The 20,383-nt window shown below is 61.4% G+C and carries 17 protein-coding genes; 16 read left to right on the plus strand and 1 reads right to left on the minus strand.

The window, feature by feature from the left end:
- Positions 1 to 37: 37 nt before the first annotated feature.
- From HF916_RS14690 to wecB, 8 genes are all read left to right on the plus strand, one after another.
- Entirely contained in the window at positions 38 to 1,417 is a 1,380-nt protein-coding gene (locus HF916_RS14690; protein ID WP_168789653.1) for a 3-carboxy-cis,cis-muconate cycloisomerase, read from the plus strand.
- Positions 1,418 to 1,422: 5 nt separating this feature from the next.
- The gene (gene pcaD, locus HF916_RS14695; RefSeq protein ID WP_168789654.1) at positions 1,423 to 2,214 is read left to right on the plus strand and encodes a 3-oxoadipate enol-lactonase; all 792 of its coding nucleotides are present in this window, start codon (positions 1,423 to 1,425) and stop codon (positions 2,212 to 2,214) included.
- Complete coding sequence (gene pcaC, locus HF916_RS14700; RefSeq protein ID WP_132378192.1) at positions 2,211 to 2,606, plus strand: 4-carboxymuconolactone decarboxylase; 396 nt, start codon at positions 2,211 to 2,213, stop codon at positions 2,604 to 2,606. Before pcaD ends, pcaC begins: the two co-directional genes overlap by 4 nt.
- 528 nt (positions 2,607 to 3,134) lie before the next feature.
- A complete protein-coding gene (locus HF916_RS14705; RefSeq protein ID WP_168789655.1) occupies positions 3,135 to 3,983 on the plus strand; it encodes an ABC transporter permease in 849 nt (282 codons plus the stop codon).
- A gap of 12 nt (positions 3,984 to 3,995) precedes the next feature.
- On the plus strand, positions 3,996 to 5,354 hold the full coding sequence (locus HF916_RS14710; RefSeq protein ID WP_240975551.1) for an ABC transporter ATP-binding protein: 1,359 nt from the start codon (positions 3,996 to 3,998) through the stop codon (positions 5,352 to 5,354).
- A 66-nt stretch (positions 5,355 to 5,420) separates the two neighbouring features.
- The gene (locus HF916_RS14715) at positions 5,421 to 8,114 is read left to right on the plus strand and encodes a glycosyltransferase (protein ID WP_240975553.1); all 2,694 of its coding nucleotides are present in this window, start codon (positions 5,421 to 5,423) and stop codon (positions 8,112 to 8,114) included.
- An 87-nt stretch (positions 8,115 to 8,201) separates the two neighbouring features.
- The gene (locus HF916_RS14720; RefSeq protein ID WP_168789658.1) at positions 8,202 to 9,347 is read left to right on the plus strand and encodes a methyltransferase domain-containing protein; all 1,146 of its coding nucleotides are present in this window, start codon (positions 8,202 to 8,204) and stop codon (positions 9,345 to 9,347) included.
- Positions 9,348 to 9,413: 66 nt separating this feature from the next.
- Positions 9,414 to 10,517: a non-hydrolyzing UDP-N-acetylglucosamine 2-epimerase gene (gene wecB, locus HF916_RS14725; protein WP_168789659.1), complete on the plus strand. Its 1,104-nt coding sequence runs from the start codon at positions 9,414 to 9,416 to the stop codon at positions 10,515 to 10,517.
- Between the two features lie 20 nt (positions 10,518 to 10,537).
- Here wecB and HF916_RS14730 read toward each other — a convergent pair whose 3' ends face one another.
- Complete coding sequence (locus tag HF916_RS14730; protein WP_168789660.1) at positions 10,538 to 11,266, minus strand: TetR family transcriptional regulator; 729 nt, start codon at positions 11,264 to 11,266, stop codon at positions 10,538 to 10,540.
- A gap of 374 nt (positions 11,267 to 11,640) precedes the next feature.
- On the opposite strand from HF916_RS14730, the gene HF916_RS14735 reads away from it, so the two are divergent.
- The 8 genes from HF916_RS14735 (at position 11,641) to HF916_RS14770 (ending at position 20,363) form a co-directional block, all read left to right on the plus strand.
- Positions 11,641 to 13,233, plus strand: a complete 1,593-nt coding sequence (locus HF916_RS14735; protein ID WP_168789661.1) for a 6-hydroxynicotinate reductase — start codon at positions 11,641 to 11,643, stop codon at positions 13,231 to 13,233.
- 52 nt (positions 13,234 to 13,285) lie between these two features.
- Positions 13,286 to 14,224: a UPF0280 family protein gene (locus HF916_RS14740; RefSeq protein ID WP_168789662.1), complete on the plus strand. Its 939-nt coding sequence runs from the start codon at positions 13,286 to 13,288 to the stop codon at positions 14,222 to 14,224.
- Complete coding sequence (locus HF916_RS14745; RefSeq protein ID WP_168789663.1) at positions 14,200 to 14,790, plus strand: amino acid synthesis family protein; 591 nt, start codon at positions 14,200 to 14,202, stop codon at positions 14,788 to 14,790. The genes HF916_RS14740 and HF916_RS14745 overlap by 25 nt, the downstream gene beginning before the upstream one ends.
- Before the next feature lie 73 nt (positions 14,791 to 14,863).
- The gene (locus tag HF916_RS14750; protein WP_168789664.1) at positions 14,864 to 15,448 is read left to right on the plus strand and encodes an amino acid synthesis family protein; all 585 of its coding nucleotides are present in this window, start codon (positions 14,864 to 14,866) and stop codon (positions 15,446 to 15,448) included.
- A gap of 175 nt (positions 15,449 to 15,623) precedes the next feature.
- Positions 15,624 to 17,564, plus strand: coding sequence for an ABC transporter permease (locus tag HF916_RS14755; protein WP_168792012.1), 1,941 nt, complete (start codon positions 15,624 to 15,626; stop codon positions 17,562 to 17,564).
- Entirely contained in the window at positions 17,561 to 18,370 is an 810-nt protein-coding gene (locus tag HF916_RS14760; protein WP_168789665.1) for an ABC transporter ATP-binding protein, read from the plus strand. Before HF916_RS14755 ends, HF916_RS14760 begins: the two co-directional genes overlap by 4 nt.
- Positions 18,367 to 19,080, plus strand: coding sequence for an ABC transporter ATP-binding protein (locus tag HF916_RS14765; RefSeq protein ID WP_134459975.1), 714 nt, complete (start codon positions 18,367 to 18,369; stop codon positions 19,078 to 19,080). The genes HF916_RS14760 and HF916_RS14765 overlap by 4 nt, the downstream gene beginning before the upstream one ends.
- Positions 19,081 to 19,163: 83 nt before the next feature.
- Positions 19,164 to 20,363, plus strand: a complete 1,200-nt coding sequence (locus HF916_RS14770) for an amidohydrolase family protein (protein ID WP_168789666.1) — start codon at positions 19,164 to 19,166, stop codon at positions 20,361 to 20,363.
- Positions 20,364 to 20,383 lie beyond the last annotated feature (20 nt).

Genomic DNA, 20,383 nt, shown 5'->3' on the forward strand with positions numbered 1-20,383 from the left:
AACTTCACTTCCGATACCCTCGATCATCGACGTCACCATGCTCGACTCCAGCGCCCGTCTGACCGGACTTCTCTGCGGCACGCAGCCGATGAACGACATCTGGGCGCCGCGCGCCACGCTGCAACGGATGCTCGATGTGGAAGCGGCGCTCGCGCGCGCTTCGGCCGCGCATAGTGTGATTCCGCAGACGGCGGTGGCCGCGATCGAAGCCGCGTGCCAGGCCGATCAACTCGACGCCGACGCGCTCGCGCGCGACGCCGCGCTCGGCGGCAACCTCGCGATTCCGCTCGTCAAGCAACTCACCGCGCGCGTCAAGGCGGCCGACGCCGAAGCATCGAAATACGTGCATTGGGGCGCCACGAGTCAGGACATCATCGACACGGCGACGGTGCTGCAATTGCGCGACACCTTCGATCTGCTCGACAGCAGCCTGCAATCCACCTGCGACGCCGTGGCGAAACTCGCGGCCACCCACCGCGCCACGCCGATGATCGGCCGCACCTGGTTGCAACAGGCGCTGCCCATCACGCTCGGCCTGAAATTCGCACAATGGCTCGACGCGCTGCTGCGTCATCGCGAACGGCTCGATGCGTTGCGCGCTCGCGTGCTGGTGCTGCAATTCGGCGGCGCGGCGGGCACGCTCGCGAGCCTGCGCGATGCCGCGCCGCAAGTCACACAGTCGCTTGGACAGGATCTCGGCCTCGCCGTGCCGACGCTGCCGTGGCATACGCAACGCGATCGCATTGCCGAAACGGCGTCGCTGTTCGGCATGCTGATCGGCACGCTCGGCAAGATCGCGCGCGACATCTCGCTGCAAATGCAAACCGAAATCGACGAACTCGCCGAACCGGCCGCGGCCGGCAGGGGCGGCTCGTCGACGATGCCGCACAAGCGCAATCCGGTCGGCTGCGCGGCGGTGCTGACGGCCGCCACGCGTGCGCCGGGGCTGGTCGCCACGGTGTTCGCCGGCATGGTGCAGGAGCACGAACGCGCGCTCGGCGGCTGGCAAGCCGAGTGGGATGCGCTGCCGGACCTGGCGCGCCTTGCGGGCGGCGCGCTTGCCAACATCGAACAGATCGCCGCGGGACTGAACGTGAACGTGCCGCGCCTCGCCGCCAATCTCGACGTCACGCACGGCCTGATTCTCGGCGAAGCGGTGATGCTCGCGCTCGGCGACAGCATCGGCCGGCTCGACGCGCATCATCTGGTGGAGCGCGCGTCGAAAGCCGCGATCCGCGACGGCCAAACGCTGTTCGACGTGCTCGCCGCGGACCCGGCCGTCACCGCACATCTTCCGCTCGAGCGCCTGAAGCAACTGCTCGATCCGGCTCAATACGTCGGCCAGGCGCACGCTTATGTGGACGCCGCGCTGGCACTTCACACCACGCGCTCGCAGCGCGACCATTCCAGGGAGTAACCGGCATGCCTTACGCCGCAGTCAACGGCACCGAGCTTCACTATCGAATCGACGGCGACCGTCACGGCAACGCGCCGTGGATCGTGTTGTCGAATTCGCTCGGTACGGATTTGTCCATGTGGGCGCCGCAAGTCGCGGCGCTATCGAAACACTTTCGCGTGCTGCGCTACGACACGCGCGGCCATGGCCACTCGGAAGCACCGAAGGGCCCTTACACGATCGAACAGCTGACCGGCGACGTGCTCGGCCTGATGGATACCCTGAAGATCACCCGCGCGCATTTCTGCGGCATTTCGATGGGCGGTCTGACGGGCGTTGCACTGGCCGCGCGTCACGGCAACCGTTTCGAGCGCGTCGTGCTGTGCAATACGGCCGCACGCATCGGTTCACCGGAAGTGTGGGTGCCGCGCGCCGCGAAAGCGCGCACCGAAGGCATGCTCGCGCTCGCCGATGCCGTGCTGCCGCGTTGGTTCACCGCCGACTACATTGAACGCGAGCCGGTGGTGCTGGCCCTGATTCGCGACGTGTTCGTGCATACCGACAAAGAAGGCTACGCGTCGAATTGCGACGCCATCGACGCCGCCGACCTGCGCCCCGAAGCGCCCGGCATCAAGGTGCCGGCGCTGGTGATCAGCGGCACGCACGATCTGGCCGCGACGCCGGCGCAAGGCCGCGAACTGGCGCAGTCGATTGCGGGCGCGCGCTATGTGGAACTGGACGCCTCGCACATTTCCAACATCGAGAAAGCCGACGCTTTCACGAAGACTGTGATCGATTTCCTGACGGAGCAGAAATGAACGACGAAGATCGCTATGAAGCCGGACTCGATGTGCGCCGCGCGGTGCTGGGCAGTGCGCACGTCGACCGGTCGCTTGCGAACCGTACTGAGTTGACGGAAGAGTTTCAGAATTTCATCACCCGTTATGCGTGGGGCGAAATCTGGACGCGTGATGGCTTGCCGCGCCACACGCGCAGCTTGCTGACCATCGCGATGATGGTCGCGCTCAATCGCAGCGAAGAACTCGCACTGCATCTGCGCGCCGCGAAGAACAACGGCGTGACGCGCGAGCAGATCAAGGAAGTGCTGTTGCAAACCGCGATCTATTGCGGCGTGCCGGCGGCGAATTCGGCGTTCCACCTCGCCGACAAATTGTTCCGCGAAGACGACGCAGCGGCAGCGCAGCCTTAAGCAATGCAATAGACATGACGTACCAGGCAGCGTGCGCATGCACGCTGCTTCTGAACATCGACGATGTTTGATTTCATCCGGCCTGCAACGGGCTGTGATACGGATACCAGGTATCCGACGGCGTTCGACCTGGACGCTGCGCACTGCGGGATTTGGTCGCAATCCGCTCCTCTTGATTTTTGCAGAAAATTCCTACCCTGAATGTGAATTTTTCCTGCAAACATTTCTGACTTTCTTGTTTGCACCTCATCATTTTCCAAGAATTTAGCCGACCCAATTCGTTGACAATACGAATGCTGGTGAGCGCTTGGTTATTAATCTTTTGCACATTTTAGATGTGAAGAGATGTGAAATTTAACCACTTTAAGATAGTGATATTCGTTCGCGCGAGTTTGGCTGGTCCGTAGGACTTTTTAAGAGCAATGGGGCAGGCCCCGACGGAATCCCGGCAGGTTCATTTGACGCCGCATGATTTGCCTCTTCGTTGACCGTTAAACCAGCCGGCGCTGTTCAAGGCGATCTGCCAATATGAGCTTTACCTATAAACACGATGGTCGCGAGGAATCTCATCCCCGTGCTCATTTTCGTGATCTCTTTTTACTTCCCTGGCAGCAACGGCAGCTTATCGTCGCGCTAACCAGGCGGGATATTTTGAGCCGATATCGCGGGTCAGTAATGGGACTGGCCTGGTCCATCGTTCAGCCGTTGATCATGCTCGCCATGTACACGGTTGTTTTCGGCACACTGTTGAAATCGCGCTGGCCAGGAACCGACAATAGTTTTCAGTTCGCTGTGATTCTGTTCGCGGGCCTCATTCTTTTTAATTTCTTCGCCGAGTGCCTGAATAGAGCGCCGACTATTATCACGACGCATGGCAACTACGTGACGAAGGTCGTCTTTCCGCTCGAAATCCTGCCGTGGATTGCAGTCGCCTCGGCGGCATTTCACTTCCTCACGAGTTTTGCCGTCTGGGTTGTGTTCGCACTGTGTGTATACGGAAAGCTTCAATGGACGATCGTCTTTTTGCCGGCGCTCTTCATTCCACTCGCTTTCGTCGGCGTGGGTGTGGGTTGGCTGTTCGCCGCCACCGGCGTCTACGTGCGTGACCTGACGTATGTCACCACGCTGCTTTCATCCCTGCTGATGTTCCTGTCGCCGGTTTTTTACGCGGTCAATACTTTGACGCCCGCTTTCAGGGCGCTCATTCTGGCCAATCCGCTGACTTTCATCATCGAGCAGGCACGGGCGGTCATGATCGCCGGCGCGCTGCCTGACTTCGTCGGCATAGCGATCTATCTGCTATGTAGCATCGGTTTCGCGTGGCTCTGTCTGGCCTGGTTCCAGAAGACACGCGAAGGATTCGCGGACGTTCTGTAAATGCCGATGCTCATGAAAATGAATCAAGTTGGCAAGCCTGAAACCACGATTCAGGTGACAGATGCCTCGAAGCGCTTCGACATATACGAAACGCCGCTCGACCGTCTCAAGCATATCGTCTTCCCCAAGCGCACCGGGTATGCCAGAGAATTCTGGGCGCTTCGGGACGTATCGCTCTCGGTCACCCGCGGCGAAACGGTCGGCATCATCGGGCGCAATGGCTCCGGCAAGTCCACGCTTTTGCAAATAATTTGCGGAACACTGCGCCCCACCCAGGGCGATATCGCGATCAACGGTCGCGTGGCGGCGCTGCTCGAATTGGGAGCCGGGTTCAACCTGGAGTTTTCCGGTCGGGAAAACGTCTATCTGAACGCCGCCATGCTGGGGATGACGGCTGACCAAATCGAACGGAAATTCGCCAGCATCGAGCAGTTCGCGGAAATTGGCGATTTCATCGATCAGCCGGTCAAAACTTATTCGAGCGGCATGTATGTGCGCCTCGCGTTTGCCGTGGCCATTCACGTCGAGCCTGCGGTCTTGATCATCGACGAAGCCCTTGCCGTGGGCGACGCGCGCTTCCAGGCCAAATGCTTCAACAAGATCAAGGAACTCAAGGAATCGGGCGTCACGATTCTTTTCGTGTCGCATGACGTCGGCTCGGTGCGAACCTTGTGTGAGCGCGCCGTCTGGCTCGATGGTGGGCGGGTTCGGATGGAGGGCAGCGCGTTCGCCGTTACCGCGCAATACACGCAGTTCATGTCCGAAGGACTCGGCGAAAACGAAGCGATCGGAATGTCCAGTCAGTCGGCAGACAGCGCGGCCGGTCTTGATGAAGAAGCGAAGCAAAACGATCAGATCGCGGAAAGCGCAAGGCGGCTCGCCTCAACTGCCAGTGACGAACCGATCAACCATTGGGGGACGCATATCGGATCGATCGTGTCGGCCCAGGTCCTGGACTCGGACTGCCAGCGCCAGAGCGTGTTCACGGCATTCGAGCCGATGATCGTCCGTTTGGCGATCCAGCTCCCTGAAGGCATCGATCACCGAGGGCTGAGCGTGGCTTTCTCCATCAAGGATACAAAAGGCACGGATCTGATCGTCCGAACCACCCACGACGAGAAAGGCATTGACTTCGATTTCGACGGCAGGAAGTTCGAAATCGAGTTTCGCCTGAGAAACCAGCTCAACACCGGCCGATATCTGCTTGTGGCGGCCCTCGAAGACCGGTCTGCGGCAGTGCCGCAGTACTACGAGTACATCGAGGGCGCCTGCTATTTCTCTTCCTATGTTGAAAGCGATAGATACGGGCTGTTCCTGCCGGACATCACAGAAGAACTACGCATGGAAGAGATGCCTCTACACAGGCAATGACGGCATCGCAAAGAGCAATTGGAATAACGGCGACTCGAGAGGTTGGCCATGGACGGACAAGAAGCAATGCCAAACGTAACGCGGAGACAAACCCTCGCATCGGTCACGAAGCTGAGCGCTTCGATCTCCGACGCGGATGCTCTCATCACGCAACAGAATCAGATTGCAGAGGAGCAGCGTCTCGCGCGCAGAGATCGGTACACGCTTGCGAAGCGGTTGTCGGACGCGCTGTCGGAAATCCATAGCCTCAAGCATTCGCTGAACGAGGCGTCGAGCGAGCTCATGCTGGAGGTTCGAGAGCGCGAGCGGGTACAGGGCAACCTTAGCGAAGTCTTCGAAAGCAGTTCGTGGAAGTTGACCGCGCCAATGCGACGGATTGCGAGCGCAGTTTACGCGTTGGCGGCGCGCCGCAAAACACAAACGCCAGGTGTTGCCGGTGTTCCCATGCATGACGTCCTGCCCGTAGCCAGCGGAGGCTACGAAGCCCATACGCGTGCCCAGGCGGCATACTTTGGAAATTACGCAAAAGACCCCTCGAAACAAAGACGGCACCAGATCAGCCGCCTGCTCACGGCCCATCCGGACCGCCGAGGTGTGGTGTTATGCCCGGTTGCCTACGATCTTTCGCTCAAGCAGCGTCCCGACCACATCATGGCCGAGTTCGCAAAGGCGGGTTATCTTTGCGTGATGCTGGAGTTCGGCGGCCTATATCCCGTTATCCAGCCCAAGTCTAAAAACCTGTACGTTTCCAACATGGTCGAGGATTTTCTCGGCTATTTCCAGGACGAGCCGGTCACGCTTTATCTTCACTGGCCGGGCTTCAAGTACGTCGCCGAAATCTGTCGTGCCGCATTGACGATCTACGATGTTCTGGATGACCTGACCATCTTCGCGAACTATTCCGACGTCATGCGTTGCGATCATGAGGTTTTGCTGCAGATAGCGAATGTCTGCCTGTTCTCGTCGAATCGGCTGTACGAGGCGAACCGCGCGAAGGTCACGAATGCGCTGCTGCTGGAAAATGGGGTTTATCCCGAAGACTTCATTCACGGCGAGCGCGAGCGATGCGACTTGCCGGCGAAGTTGTACGAGATGGTGGCGAACCGGCGGGTTGTCGGCTACCACGGCGCAATTTCCGAACTGCTCGATTTCGATCTGCTCGACGAAATCGTGCGACTTCGCCATGTCGTGTTGCTGTTCGTCGGTCCTGTCGTCGCTTTCGAGCCGCAATACAGCGTTGAGGTTCAGGAGCGCATGGCGCGTCTGAAGACTTTCGACAATTTCATTCACCTCGGCCCGAAACCGTATGCCGAACTGAAGCACTATCTCGCCTGGATCGATGTCGGTATCGTGCCGTTCATTGTCAGCGAGAAAACCGACCCCGTGTCGCCGTTGAAGCTGTTCGAGTATCTGGCCGCGGGGAAGCCGGTGATCGGCACGCCGACCCGGACCATCAGGGAATACGAACACGCCATCATCGTTGCCTCGGGAATCGACTTCGTCGATGCGGTGGCCAGCGGTCAGTGGTCGACCGCGTACACCGAGGCGTCCGCTGAGGTTGCGCGCGCGCACGCGTGGCCGGTGCTTCACGCGCCGTTGCTCAGACAGGTCAACGCAAGCAACGTGGCGAGGCTGACGGCCACTTCCACGCGACGCACAGTGAAAGTGGACATCATCAACGTCAACTTCTACGACTGGAACGGCGAGACCGTCTATAAAGGCGGGGCGGAACGCTACGTCTACGACCTCGCCGTCGTGCTGCGTCGCATGGGGTGCGAGGTTCGCCTGCTGCAGAACGCCCGGGAGCCGTTCGAGCGCGATTTTCGAGGCGTCAAGGTCGTCGGGATCAAGGCCGCGGACGACTTTGATTTCGACATGATGTCGAGCAAATACGCTGAGTTCTGCGCGGACGTCGATCTCATTATCGCGTCACCGACTGAACTTGCCGCGTCGCTTGGAAAAAAGAGGCGCGTCATCTCGATCAACCACGGCATCCATTGGGACGGAGCGTCCAATAACCTGGCGACGTTTGACAGGGGACGTTATGAATCGCTATTCCGCGCACTGCGCAACAGCGACCAATGTGTCTGTGTCGATACGAACTTCATCAACTGGGTGCGAACCTATGACTGGGCGCTCGCCAATACGCTGACGTACGTCCCGAACTACGTCGATCTCGAGTCTTTCAGGAGCAATCCGAAGAACTTCGAAGCGGAGGAGTTATGCGTTCTCCTGCCGCGCCGGCTTTATGAAGCGCGAGGTCTCTATCTGACCATCAACGCGTTCGATCTTTTGTTTTCGCGGCGCTCGGATATCCGCCTGGTCTTGTGCGGTCAGGCGATCGACCACGATGCGGAGGCGGTGAAAGCGTTCATGGCGCGTCATCCGCACAGGGTGACGTGGATCGAATACGACATGGAGGACATGTACAAAGCCTATGTCGACAGCCATATCGTGCTGGTGCCGACCATGTATTCGGAAGGAACCTCCCTGTCCTGCATTGAGGCTCTGGCGACCAATAACGCAGTCATAGCGACCAACGTCGGCGGACTGCCGAATCTGATCGTCGACGGATACAACGGCAAGCTGATCCGTGCGGACTATATCGAGCTTGCTGCCGCTATCGAGGAACTGGCCGACGATCGCACCAAGCTCGCCAGACTCGCAGCGCACGGACTCGAGTCCTCGGCCGCGTTTGCGAAGAAGGAATGGGAAAACCGCTGGCGCGAGGTAATCGAAAGCACGCTCACCGTCGACTAGGCATCTTTGATTCCTATCGCGAACGCTCACGCATGACGGTGTTCGTGCATTGCATTCGATGGAATGGACAGACCGATAAGCCTTCTTATGACAGACATCAACTCAAAGCAATACTGGGACCACCGTTTCTCGACTGACTGGGTCTCTGCCGGCGGACACGGGCAAACGCGATTTTTCGCGACGATTGCGGCCAAGCTGATGCCGGACTGGTTCAAGGACCTGGTGTTGCGCGAGCAATGGAGTATCTGCGACTGGGGTTGTGCGGAGGGGCAGGGGGTGGACGAGTTGAGCAAATGGCTCGGCGTGAACTCCATCACCGGAGTCGATATTTCGGAGGTAGCGATCGAGAAGGCCCAGGGCTCTTTTCCGCATAGGCGTTTCAAAGCGCAGTCTCTCGACGACCTGGACGACTACGACGTCATTTTTTCGTCGAATACGCTGGAACATTTCGACAGCCCGTTTGACGTCGCGGCGCGCCTCGCGGAGCATACAAAGTGCTTTCTGGTTCTGCTTCTGCCGTTTCAGGAATATGACCGGATTCCCGAGCATTTCTTCACGTTCGACCTCGACAACATTCCCGTCTGCCCGGTGCCCGGTTTTGCTGCGGTCGCCTGCCGCGTCGTCGACGCGGCGAAAATCAATATCAACCACTGGAACGGGAAGCAGATCTTGCTCGTCTACGCGCGGCTCTCGGCGCTCGGAGACACCCGGCCCGATCTGCGCAATTTCTTTATTGGCGACGATACCTACGAGGCGTTCGCGCAAGAGCGCTGTCAAAGCATTACCCAACAGCACGCCTCAGAGAGGCAGCAGTTTGCGTCGCAGCTTGCTCAGACTCATAGCGGGCAAGCTGCGACGAACGCGCGTCTCGAATCGACAGAAAAGACGCTGCAGGATGTATGCGCAGAACTCGATGCGGAGAAAGAAAAGCTGACGCGCTCGCAAGCGACACTCGCCGAGCGGGATCAAGCACTCGTCGAATTGACACGGGCAATCAGCGAGCGGGACCAGACAATCGACGAAGCGAAGCAGGAATGTGGCGCGCTGTCTGCGGAGATTGCTTCGCTTCATGCATGCATCGAAAGGTTGAAAATTGAAGGCGAACATTGCGCGAGGCTGCTGACCGAAGTCCGAGCACATGCGGACGGAGTCGAGAGGCAAATGAACACGATGCTGCGCTCGAAGGCGTGGCGGCTCAGAAGTGCGATCCGCCGGCTCGTCGGTAGAGCCTGACCGCGCTAAGGCCCGCCATCGACCACGGCTGCCTACCCTTTATCAAGTCCACTATCGGAAAACGCTGTGAAAAAACGTAAGATCATCGTCACTATCGGAACGCGTCCTGAAGCGGTGAAAATGGCACCGCTCGTCAAGCAGTTGCAGCGTGAAGAATGGGCGGACTGCCGCGTCCTGGCAACGGCGCAGCATCGCGGCATGCTCGATCAGGTGTTGCGTCTGTTCGAGATTAAAGCCGATATCGACCTCGATATCATGCAACCCAATCAGTCTCTACCCATGCTGACTTCGCGGCTCATGGTTCGGCTCGATGATGTGCTTGCCGCCGAACAGCCCGATGTGCTGCTCGCGCAGGGCGACACGACCACCGTACTGACGGCGGCGCTTGCATCCTTTTACCGGCGCGTGCCGGTCGGACATGTGGAAGCTGGACTGAGAACGGGCGATCTTTCAAATCCGTTTCCGGAAGAAATGAATCGTGTGGTTGCAAGCCGGCTTGCGCGCTGGCATTTTGCACCGACGGAGACGGCGAAACGGAATCTCCTCACGGAAGGCATTGATGCAGCGAGCGTGTTCGTCACCGGCAACACGGTCATTGACGCGTTGCTGGACGTGGCCGGGCGGTGCGATGATGCTGCGCCTTTCAAGGGCGATAGCCGGCTGATTCTGGTGACGTCGCACCGTCGCGAGAATTTTGGCGAGGCGTTTCAGAACATCCTGCGAGCAATCAAAACGATCGCCGATGAGAACCCCGACGTTCATGTCCTCTATCCCGTTCACCCCAATCCGAACGTGCGTGAGACGGCATACGCCCATCTCGACAACCATCCCCGGATCACGCTCTGCGAACCGCTGGACTATTTGCCGTTCGTTGCGGCGATGAAGCGGGCCTATCTGATCCTGACCGACTCCGGTGGCGTGCAGGAAGAGGCGCCGGCGCTAGGCAAACCGGTGCTCGTCCTGCGGCGCGAGACAGAACGCCCGGAGGCGGTCGCGCACGAGGTCGTCAAACTCGTGGGCACCGAATATGCTGACATTGTCTCGAACACGCAACGGCTGCTCGACGACCCGGCCGAATACAAGCGTATGGCGCGAGGCGTGTCGCCTTACGGTGATGGCCTCGCGTCCGGACGAATCGTAAGCGTATTGAGAGATCACTTTCAGGTGTAACGCTATCTTGCGGCGGAGCGTTACGCCTCGCTATTCTGGCTTGCCTCGTTCAACGCAACCGTGAGCGCCGTCGCATCCGGCGCCACCGGCAAACTCGACCGCACCGCGCGCAACACCGTGTCCTTCATAACCTCGCGCCAATGGTCGAGCGACGCCTTGTCCATCAACGGCTCGCCGAGGAACGCGCCCAGCGTGTACTGATTGGCGTTATAGAAATAGCCGAGCGACGCGATCATCAGATACACGTCGCGCGCTTCGACGTCGGCACGAAAGACGTGTTGTGCCTGACCCGCGTCCAGTAACTTTTGCACCACCGAAATCGCGTAGCCCGAAATCTCCTTCAGCTTCAGCGATTTCTTAGCGTGCTTACCCTGGTGCAGATTCTCGCTGGAGAGCAGCGTGACGAACTCGGGATGATCGAGGTAATACTGCCAAACGAATTCGACCATCTGTTCGAGTCCGTGCACGGGATCGTCCAGATCGAGATCGAGCTTGCTTTCCGCCTCGTTGAATTGCGTATAGATCGTTTCGAGAACTTCGACGAACAACTGTTCCTTGCTGCCGAAGTAGTAGTAGATCATGCGGTCGTGCGAGCGCGCGGCCTTCGAAATACTTTCCACGCGTCCGCTCGCATAGCCCTGCTTGGCAAAGACCTTGATGGCCGCTTTCAGAATCTTGGCGCGGGTGTCCTGCGCCTGTTTCGCACGGATGCCGGTAGCGCCCGGCTTGCGGGCGGCGGTGGGACTCATGGCGGTCTCGATTCTCTTGTTAGCGTCAGATTGAACGGCATGCGCCGCAGTCGGCCGAGCACAGGCGCGCCTTCATCATACAACCCGCACGGACTGCAGCGGCATGCGCTGCGCGATCATTCGCTTCGGCGTAGATTGAAGCGTGACTTGCACGGTGATGTGGCATTGCACCAATCGCGCGCACTCCGGTAAATACGTTGCGCAGACTAAATTGATCGAGTAGATTTCTAACGAGTTTGGTGTAGCGGATACTACACGAACGGTGAGTGACCGCGACATGGAAATCGGCGGATCACGCGAAAGTACCTGCAAACAGGCACTATTCGTCAGCCGGAGCGGGACCGATTGTAATGTCGTCGTATGGGAACCCCACCATGACAGAACATACGAAGGTCGATTTCGGTGCGGACAGCGTCGACGGCGAAACCGCCTCGACGCCGGGACCGACCGTGCTCGAGAAGGCGGCGCCGCGCAGCGAGCGGATGGCGTCGAACAAGATCGAATGCAATGCGTGCCCGGTTCTATGCCAGATATCCGAAGGGCGCACTGGCGCCTGCGATCGTTATGCGAACGCGGATGGGCGGCTGATTCGTGTCGATCCGGTGGTGTTCCTCTCTCGCGCGTCTTCAACGGCCGAAGCGAACTCCGTGATCGAATTTGGTGCGTCTTCTGAAGTACAGGACTCCGCTGCGGAACAGGCGTTGTTCGTGACCGGCGTCGGCGCATCCTCCACCTATCCCGACTACAAGCCCGCGCCATTTATCGTCGCCTCGAAGCTCGACGACGTCGACATGATCACGGTCGTCACGGAAGGTATTTTCAGCTACTGCAGTTTCAAGGTGAAGATCGACACCGACCGCTTCCTCGGGCCGGAGCAATCGAACGTGCGCTGCCACGGCGAGATCGTCGGCCATGTGACGACGGCGGAATACGGCTCGCAGATGCTGAGCCTCGGCGGCGTGCATCATCTCACCGGCGGCAGCAAGAAGGAAGGCCGCGTGACGTGCGACATGATGCTCGCGCTCGGCAACAAGGAAGCGGTGGAGTTGAGCATCGACGGCGGCGCGAGTCTCGTGATTCGCGCGGGCGCGGCGCCGATCGTCGACGGCGTCGAGGAGCGGCGCATGCGCGTGGGCTGCGGGTCGGCAACCATCGGTATCTTTGCGAAGCAATGGTTCGGTCACGCCGACGAAGTGGTGGTCGTCGACGATCACATCACCGGCGTACTCACCGAACATCAGGCCGGGCGTTGTCTCGGCATGACGCGCTCAGGTGTGAAGATTCGCGGACGCAAGTCGACGCCGGGCCGCTATTTCCAGGTGGCGAATCCGGGCACTGGTTGGGGCGGCACCGACATTCAGGACCCGCTCGCGATTGTCGAGGGCTTCGACCCCGCCGTCGCCCAACCCGGCATGCGCCTCTTGATGGTGTCGACCACCGGCGAACACGCGCAGTGGTACGAACTTGATCAGGACCTCGTGCCGCGCATCGCGGCGATGCCGGATGCGGTGCGCCGCACGGTCGAGCGGATCGGCGAGAACTGCGAGCCGTCGCTCGCCACCGTGCTGTTTCTCGGCGGCGCGGGCGGCAGTCTGCGAGCGGGCGCCACGGAGAACCCCGTCCTGCTCACACGCGCGATCAAACAGAAGCTGGTCAACGTGACTTGCGGCGGCGCGCCGGCTTATGTGTGGCCGGGCGGCGGGATCACCGTGATGGTCGATGTCTCACGCATGCCCGACCATTCGTTCGGCACGGTGCCGACGCCCGCGATCGTCGCGCCGATCGAATTCACCATGACGTACGACGCGTATCGCGATCTCGGCGGTCATCTCGACGCGGTGCGTTCATTGGAGAGCGTGCTGGCGAATGGGCCGGAACATACGGAAGGCGCGCCGCTCGCGCGCCGTACGCTGGCGCGCAATCCCGACAACCCGTGGCCGCCCGCCATGCCGCCGATGCTTGGCTGACCGGGCGGACCCCCCCAACACAAGTGACGCGAAAACGACCGCAACGGACACGATGAACCCCACCCGCACCCGACTCGATGCGACCCGCTGGCACTGGCAGCATGGGCCGATCGATCTGATCATCAGCGCGGACGGCACACCCCAAGCGGTGCAGGCCGCGTATGAGGCGTGCTGGGCGCGCTTTGTCGAGGTGCTGTCGGAACTGGTGGGTGAACTGAAGCAGCTCAAGCAACCTGTTCCACCGCAAGCCGCGCTGAACGATACGGAATTGCAAGGCCCGATTGCCCGCCGTATGTGGTCGGCCTGCCTTCCTCATCGCGCGCGCTATATCACGCCGATGGCTGCGGTCGCGGGCAGCGTCGCCGATGAACTGATCACGGCGTTCGCGCGCGAGGGCGTCTCACGCGCCTTCATCAACAATGGCGGCGATATCGCGCTGTATCTGACCGAAGGGCAGCAATACCGCGTCGGCGTATTCGCGGACCTGGCGTCGTTCTCAGGCGGGCGGCTGTCGCGCGATCACGCGCTCGATGCCAATCTGACGCTCGACGCGGGCTTGGCCGTTCGCGGCATCGCGACGAGCGGCTGGCGTGGCCGCAGTTTCAGCCTCGGTATCGCCGACAGCGTCACCGTGCTCGCGCGCAACGCTGCCGCCGCCGACGCCGCCGCAACCGTACTCGCCAACGCCGTCAATCTGGATCATGAGGGCATTCTGCGACGACCGGCTTCGTCGTTAAAAGACGATAGCGACCTGGGCGACATGCTCGTCACTGTCGACGTGCCGTCTTTACCGCAGCCACTGATCGATTTCGCGCTGGCACGTGGTGTCGAAGCCGCGCAGCGTTTGCTCGACCAAGGCTTGATCGAAGGCGCCGCGCTTTTCCTGCAAGGGCGGGTGCGCGTCGCCGGCATTCATGACACAAGCGGTCTTCTCTCGCAGAGCGCGCAAACCAAAACGGAGGCTCCGTGTTCGAAATACGCCGCGTGCTGACGCACGTCGAAGATATCTTCCACGAGTTCGGCCCCGCGCCCGCGCAGCCGCTCAGACGCGGCGCGATTGCCGTCGTCGTGACGAACCCGTTCGCCGGCCGTTACGAAGAAAAAATTGAGCACGCGATGGAAGCGCTCAAGCCCATTGGCTTCGATATGGCGCAAAGGCTGCTGGCGGCGATGGCGGTGCCGCATGCGTCGATCGAAAGTTACGGCAAGGGCGCAATTGTCGGCGCGCGCGGCGAACTGGAGCATGGCGCGCTGTGGCATGTTCCCGGCGGTTATGCGATGCGCGAGTTGCTGGAGAAGAACGGCGTGCCCACCAATGCGATCGTGCCGTCGACGAAGAAAGTCGGCGCGCCGTCCACCGCGCTCGACGTGCCGCTCACGCACGTCAACGCGAGCTACGTGCGCAGCCATTTCGATGCGATCGAAGTGCGCGTGCCCGGCGCGCCCGCCGCGGACGAACTGGTGTATATCCTCGTGATGAGCACGGGGCAGCGCGTGCATGCGCGCGTCGGCGGCCTCGCGAAAGAGGCGATCGTGGGCAAGGACGGATTGCGCTGAGCGGCGCCTGAATAACGCGTCGCGCTGAAGCATTGGAACGAAGCAGAACAGGCATCGAAACTCGGAGAGCGAAATGGCAATCAAGCTTCGCAAGCTGGTCGTGCAAGTGGATGAAACACGCATTGAAATGGGCCAGGCGGTCGAGCCGCCGTCGCGCCGCGCGGTTGCAATTGCGGTGATCGATAATCCCTACGCCGGCCGTTACGAGGCCAAACTGGACGCGCTGATCGAAGCCGGCGAAGAGTTGGGCGCGTTGCTCGGCAACAAGTGTGTGGAAGCGCTGGGCATCGCGCCGGGCGAGGCGCAAAGCTATGGCAAGGCCGCCATCGTCGGCGAGGCGGGCGAACTGGAACATGCCGCGGCGATCCTGCATCCCAAGCTCGGCGCGCCGCTGCGGGTCGCGGTCGAAAGGGGCGCGGCACTGGTGCCGTCGGCGAAAAAGATGGGCACGCTCGGCACCGCGATCGACGTGCCGCTCGGCCACAAAGACGCCGCCTTCGTGCGCAGCCATTTTGATGCGATCGAAGCGCGTGTATCGGACGCGCCGCGTGCCAACGAAATCGTCGTGGCCGTCGCGGTGACGGCGTCGGGGCGGCCGCTGCCGCGCATCGGCGGCTTGCAGGTGAGCGAGATCAAAGGCGAAGACGGTTTGCGTTAAGGAGTTTGCATTCGGCGATTTCGCCGGCGCCCCAACGGACTTTCTTCGGGGCGTATTGTATTGTCCTGCCGTTGACGCGTGCGCGCATGGTGCCGCACGCGCTGCAATGTCTGCCGATCGCGTCGAATGCGCCAAAGCCGCGCTTTCGCCGTTCGGCAAGCTGCCAAGGGTCGCGATGCTTTCGAATTTGCTGGTACAGCTGGTCAACGGACTTGCCGACGCGTCGACGCTGTTTCTCGTCGCCGCCGGGTTGTCGCTGATCTTCGGCGTGACGCGCATCGTCAACTTTGCGCACGGCTCGTTCTATATGTTCGGCATCTATGTCGCGTATAGCATCGCGAGCCGCTTCGGACATACGGCGGGCGGCTTCTGGTTGTCGGTGCTGGCGGCGGCGCTGGTCGTCGCGGTGCTGGGCGCGCTGGTCGAGATGGTGGTACTGCGGCGCATCTATCAGGCGCCCGAGCTGTTTCACCTGCTCGCCACGTTTGCGCTGGTGCTGATCTTTCGCGATGCCGCGCTGTGGCTGTGGGGCCCGGAAGACCTGTTCGGACCACGCGCGCCGCATCTGGCGGGCGCGGTCGATTTCCTCGGCCATCCGCTGCCGACCTACGATATAGCGTTGATCGTGATCGGGCCGGTGGTGTTGCTGCTGCTGTGGTACGCGCTGACTCGCACGCGCTGGGGCACGCTCGTGCGCGCCGCGACGCAGGATCGCGAGATGCTCGGCGCGCTCGGTATCAATCAGGCGTGGCTGTTTACGGGCGTGTTTTTCGTCGGCGCGTTTCTCGCCGGACTGGGTGGCGCGCTGCAAGGGCCGCGCATGTCGGCGAATCTGTCGCTGGATCTGGAGACGATCGGCAACGCGTTCGTCGTGGTGGTGGTCGGTGGCATGGGGTCGATTCCGGGTGCGTTCATCGCCGCGCTGATCATCGCGGAGATCAAGGCGCTGTGCATCGGCATCGGCCATGTGACGATCTTCGGCGTCGGGCTGTCGCTAAGCCGCTTTACGCTGGTGGCTGAATTCGTCGTGATGGCCGTCGTGCTGGTGGTGCGTCCGTGGGGTTTGCTCGGCCGCGCGAGTGCCGCGGTGCGCGGCATGGCGGCGCCGGAAACGCCTTTGCGTCCGGCGGGCAAGCGTCTCAAGTGGCTGGCCGCCATTGCGTTGCTGGTGCTCGTGCTTGCGCCGTTGGCGGCCAACGCGTTTCCGTACATGCCCGTGCTGCTGGTCGAGATCCTGATCGCCGTGCTGTTCGCCACGAGCCTGCATTTCATCATGGGACCGGGCGGCATGCATTCGTTCGGCCACGCCGCATACTTCGGCTTGGGCGCATACGGCGCCGCGCTGTTCCTCAAGGTGCTGAATGTGCCGATGGAAGCCGCCTTGCTGCTCGCTCCCCTATTGGCCGTGGCCGGCGCGCTGGTGTTCGGTTGGTTCTGCGTGCGCCTCTCCGGCGTCTATCTCGCGATGCTGACGCTCGCGTTCGCTCAGATCGTCTGGTCCGTCGTGTTCCAGTGGGACGACGTGACGGGCGGCAGCAACGGCATTCTCGGTTTGTGGCCGTCGAACTGGCTGTCCTCGCCGGTGGCCTTTTATTACGTGACGCTCGTCTGCGCCGTGGTCGGCGTATGGCTGTTGCGCAAGATGCTGTTCTCGCCGCTGGGTTACGCGATGCGCGCGTCGCGTGACTCCGTGCTGCGCGCCGAAGCGATTGGCATCGACGTGAAGCGCGTGCAATGGGCCGCGTTCGTGATCGCATCGCTGTTCTGCGGCCTCGCCGGATCGCTCTATGCGTTTTCCAAGGGCACGATTTCGCCGGAAGTGATCAGCGTGAGCCGTTCGGTGGACGGCCTCGTGATGGTGCTGCTCGGTGGCTTGCAGACGCTCACCGGGCCGATCGTGGGCGCGGCCGTGTTCACGTGGCTGCAAGACACCGTCGCGCGCCAAACCGACTATTGGCAGGCGCTGCTGGGCTTCGCGATCCTGCTGCTGGTGATCGCGTTTCCGCAGGGAATCGTCGGCTTCATTCGCGAGCGTTTCGGCGACGACAGCGCCGATCAGGCGGAAAAGAGCACCGTCTCACCTTCCCAGCGTGCGGCAATGAAGGAGGGCCTATGAGCTTGCTGCGCGTCGCCGGTCTCTCCAAATCGTTCGGCGGACTCAAGGCGGTCGACGATGTCTCCTTCGATCTAGAAGCCGGCCAATTGCTGGCCTTGCTCGGACCGAACGGCGCGGGCAAGTCGACCTGTTTCAACATGGTCAACGGGCAGTTGCCGCCTTCGTCCGGATCGATCCGTCTCGACGGTCACGAGCTGGTCGGCATGCGTCCGCGCGACATCTGGCGCCTGGGCGTGGGCCGTACGTTTCAGATCGCCGCGACTTTCAATTCCATGACTGTGATCGAGAACGTGCAGATGGCGTTAGTCTCACGCGAACGCAAAACCTTCGGTCTATGGAAACCCGCAGGCTCGCGTTACGCCGATGAGGCCCTCGCGCTGCTCGAACAAGTGGGCATGGCCGCCGACGCGAATCGCGCTTGCGGCGTGCTCGCTTATGGCGACGTGAAGCGCGTCGAACTTGCCATCGCGCTCGCCAACCGCCCGAAGCTGCTGCTGATGGACGAACCCACCGCAGGCATGGCGCCGAAGGAACGCAATGAATTGATGGCGCTGACCAAGCGTCTGGTCACCGAACACAAGATCGGCGTGCTGTTTACCGAGCACAGCATGGACGTCGTATTCGCCTACGCCGATCGCCTGATCGTGCTCGCGCGTGGCAAGCTGATCGCCGAGGGCGACGCCGACACGATCCGCAACGACCCACGCGTCCAGGAAGTGTATTTCGGCACCGGCAAGACCTTCCAGCCGCACGCGCCGCTGCACGACGCAGCGGGTGGCCGTCAGGGACAAGGAGCGCTGCAATGAGCGAGCCGATGCTGAAAGTCTCCGGCCTCAACGCGTTCTACGGCCGCGCGCATATTCTGTTCGACGTCGGCCTCGAAGTCGGGCGCGGCGAAGTCGTCGCGCTGATGGGCCGCAACGGCGCCGGCAAATCGACCACGATGAAAGCGGTGATGGGTTTGCTGCCGCGCCGTCAGGGCGAAGTGAATTTTCGTGGGCAGAACATCGCGGCGTTGCCGCCGTACAAGATCGCGCGCATGGGCATGGGTTTCGTGCCGGAAGATCGGCGCGTCTTCGCGGATCTGACCGTGATGGAAAACCTCGCCACCGGCCGCCAGCCGCCGCGCGACGGCGCACCGCAATGGACGCCGGAAAAACTGTTCCGCCTGTTTCCCAATCTCGGCGAAATGCCGCAACGTCCGGGCGGCCAGATGAGCGGCGGCGAGCAGCAGATGCTCACCGTGTCGCGCACCCTGATGGGCAATCCGTATCTGGTGCTGCTCGACGAGCCATCTGAAGGCGTGGCGCCCGTGATCGTCGAACAGATGGCGAACATGATTCTCGAACTCAAGCGCGAAGGGCTGTCGATTCTGTTGTCAGAACAGAACCTGCACTTCGCCGAACTGGTCAGCGACCGCGCGTATGTGCTCGAAAAAGGGCAGATCCGTTTTAGCGGCACGATCGGCGAACTCGCACAGAACGAAACAGTGAGGCGCGCTTATCTGAGCGTGTGATTCCATCGGCGTGCGCGGCGTGGAGTTGCACGCTCGCGGCGCCGGGTAGTCGTTCCAAACTCGCGTTGCGAAAGGAGAGGCAGATGGCAGCAGAGACGTTGACAGGCTTGTCGGGCAAGGTCGCGGTAACGAACATCGGGCTGCTGTTATCCGGCGACATCGATCAGCCGATTCTCGACGCGGATACGCTCGTGATCGACGACGGCGTGATCGTCGCGGTCGGCCGGGAAAAGGACTGCGATCTCGAAGGCGCGCGCACGACGATCGATTGCAAAGGCACGACGGTCGCGCCCGGATTGATCGACTCGCATGTGCATCCCGTGTTCGGCGACTGGACGCCGCGCCAGAATCAGATGGGCTGGATCGAATCGAATCTGAACGGCGGCGTCACCACGATGATTTCCGCCGGCGAAGTGCATCTGCCCGGCCGCCCGAAAGACGTGGTCGGCGTGAAGGCGCTTGCGATCACCGCGCAGCGTTCGTTTGAAGGGATGCGCGGCGCGGGTGTCGGCGGTGGCGTCAAGGTGATGGCGGGCGCGCCGGTGATCGAAAAAGGCATGGTCGAAGAAGACTTCAAGGAGCTCTCGGAAGCGGGCGTGAAGTTGCTCGGCGAAGTCGGCCTCGGCAGCGTGAAGGGCGGCGAGGAGGCCGCGCAGATGGTCGCGTGGGCGCGCAAGTACGGCATTCAGAGCACGATCCATACAGGCGGTCCGTCGATTCCCGGCTCGGGTCTGATCGATCGCGACGTGGTGCTCGCAGCCGATGCGGACGTGATCGGCCACATCAATGGCGGCCATACGTCGCTCTCTTACCGGCATGTTTGCGATTTGTGCGAGCAGTCGAGCCGCGCGCTGGAAATCGTCCACAACGGCAACGAACGGATCGCCTTGCTGACCGCGCGTCATGCGATCGAATTGAAATGTCCGCACCGGATCATTCTCGGCACCGATAGTCCCGCGGGTTCCGGCGTGCAGCCGCTCGGCATCTTGCGGATGATCGCGCTGATTTCGAGCCTCGCCGACGTGCCCGCTGAAATCGCCTTCTGCTTCGCGACCGGCAACACCGCGCGGCAACGCAATCTGCGTCAAGGGCTGATCGAAGTGGGCCGTCCCGCCGACCTCGTGTTCATGGACCGCGCGCAGCATACGGCGGCCGATACGCTGCTCGAAAGCGTGCAGCTCGGCGATATTCCGGGCGTGGGCATGGTGATGATCGACGGTTTGATCCGTTGCCGGCGCAGTCGCAACACGCCACCGGCTACTGAAGTACCGGTGGTCCTGTGAACGCCTCCCGCACGACTGGC

It is taken from the genome of Paraburkholderia aromaticivorans (genome assembly GCF_012689525.1).
GTDB lineage: Bacteria > Pseudomonadota > Gammaproteobacteria > Burkholderiales > Burkholderiaceae > Paraburkholderia > Paraburkholderia aromaticivorans_A.

Coding starts and splice junctions, on each gene's coding strand:
- HF916_RS14705 (WP_168789655.1), top strand. CDS start 3,135: ATGAGCTTTACCTATAAACACGATGGTCGCGAGGAATCTCATCCCCGT.
- HF916_RS14760 (WP_168789665.1), top strand. CDS start 17,561: ATGAGCTTGCTGCGCGTCGCCGGTCTCTCCAAATCGTTCGGCGGACTC.
- HF916_RS14730 (WP_168789660.1), bottom strand. CDS start 11,266: ATGAGTCCCACCGCCGCCCGCAAGCCGGGCGCTACCGGCATCCGTGCG.
- HF916_RS14750 (WP_168789664.1), top strand. CDS start 14,864: ATGGCAATCAAGCTTCGCAAGCTGGTCGTGCAAGTGGATGAAACACGC.
- pcaC (WP_132378192.1), top strand. CDS start 2,211: ATGAACGACGAAGATCGCTATGAAGCCGGACTCGATGTGCGCCGCGCG.
- HF916_RS14690 (WP_168789653.1), top strand. CDS start 38: ATGCTCGACTCCAGCGCCCGTCTGACCGGACTTCTCTGCGGCACGCAG.
- HF916_RS14720 (WP_168789658.1), top strand. CDS start 8,202: ATGACAGACATCAACTCAAAGCAATACTGGGACCACCGTTTCTCGACT.
- HF916_RS14715 (WP_240975553.1), top strand. CDS start 5,421: ATGCCAAACGTAACGCGGAGACAAACCCTCGCATCGGTCACGAAGCTG.
- HF916_RS14770 (WP_168789666.1), top strand. CDS start 19,164: ATGGCAGCAGAGACGTTGACAGGCTTGTCGGGCAAGGTCGCGGTAACG.
- HF916_RS14755 (WP_168792012.1), top strand. CDS start 15,624: ATGCTTTCGAATTTGCTGGTACAGCTGGTCAACGGACTTGCCGACGCG.
- HF916_RS14735 (WP_168789661.1), top strand. CDS start 11,641: ATGACAGAACATACGAAGGTCGATTTCGGTGCGGACAGCGTCGACGGC.
- HF916_RS14710 (WP_240975551.1), top strand. CDS start 3,996: ATGAAAATGAATCAAGTTGGCAAGCCTGAAACCACGATTCAGGTGACA.
- HF916_RS14740 (WP_168789662.1), top strand. CDS start 13,286: ATGAACCCCACCCGCACCCGACTCGATGCGACCCGCTGGCACTGGCAG.
- HF916_RS14765 (WP_134459975.1), top strand. CDS start 18,367: ATGAGCGAGCCGATGCTGAAAGTCTCCGGCCTCAACGCGTTCTACGGC.
- pcaD (WP_168789654.1), top strand. CDS start 1,423: ATGCCTTACGCCGCAGTCAACGGCACCGAGCTTCACTATCGAATCGAC.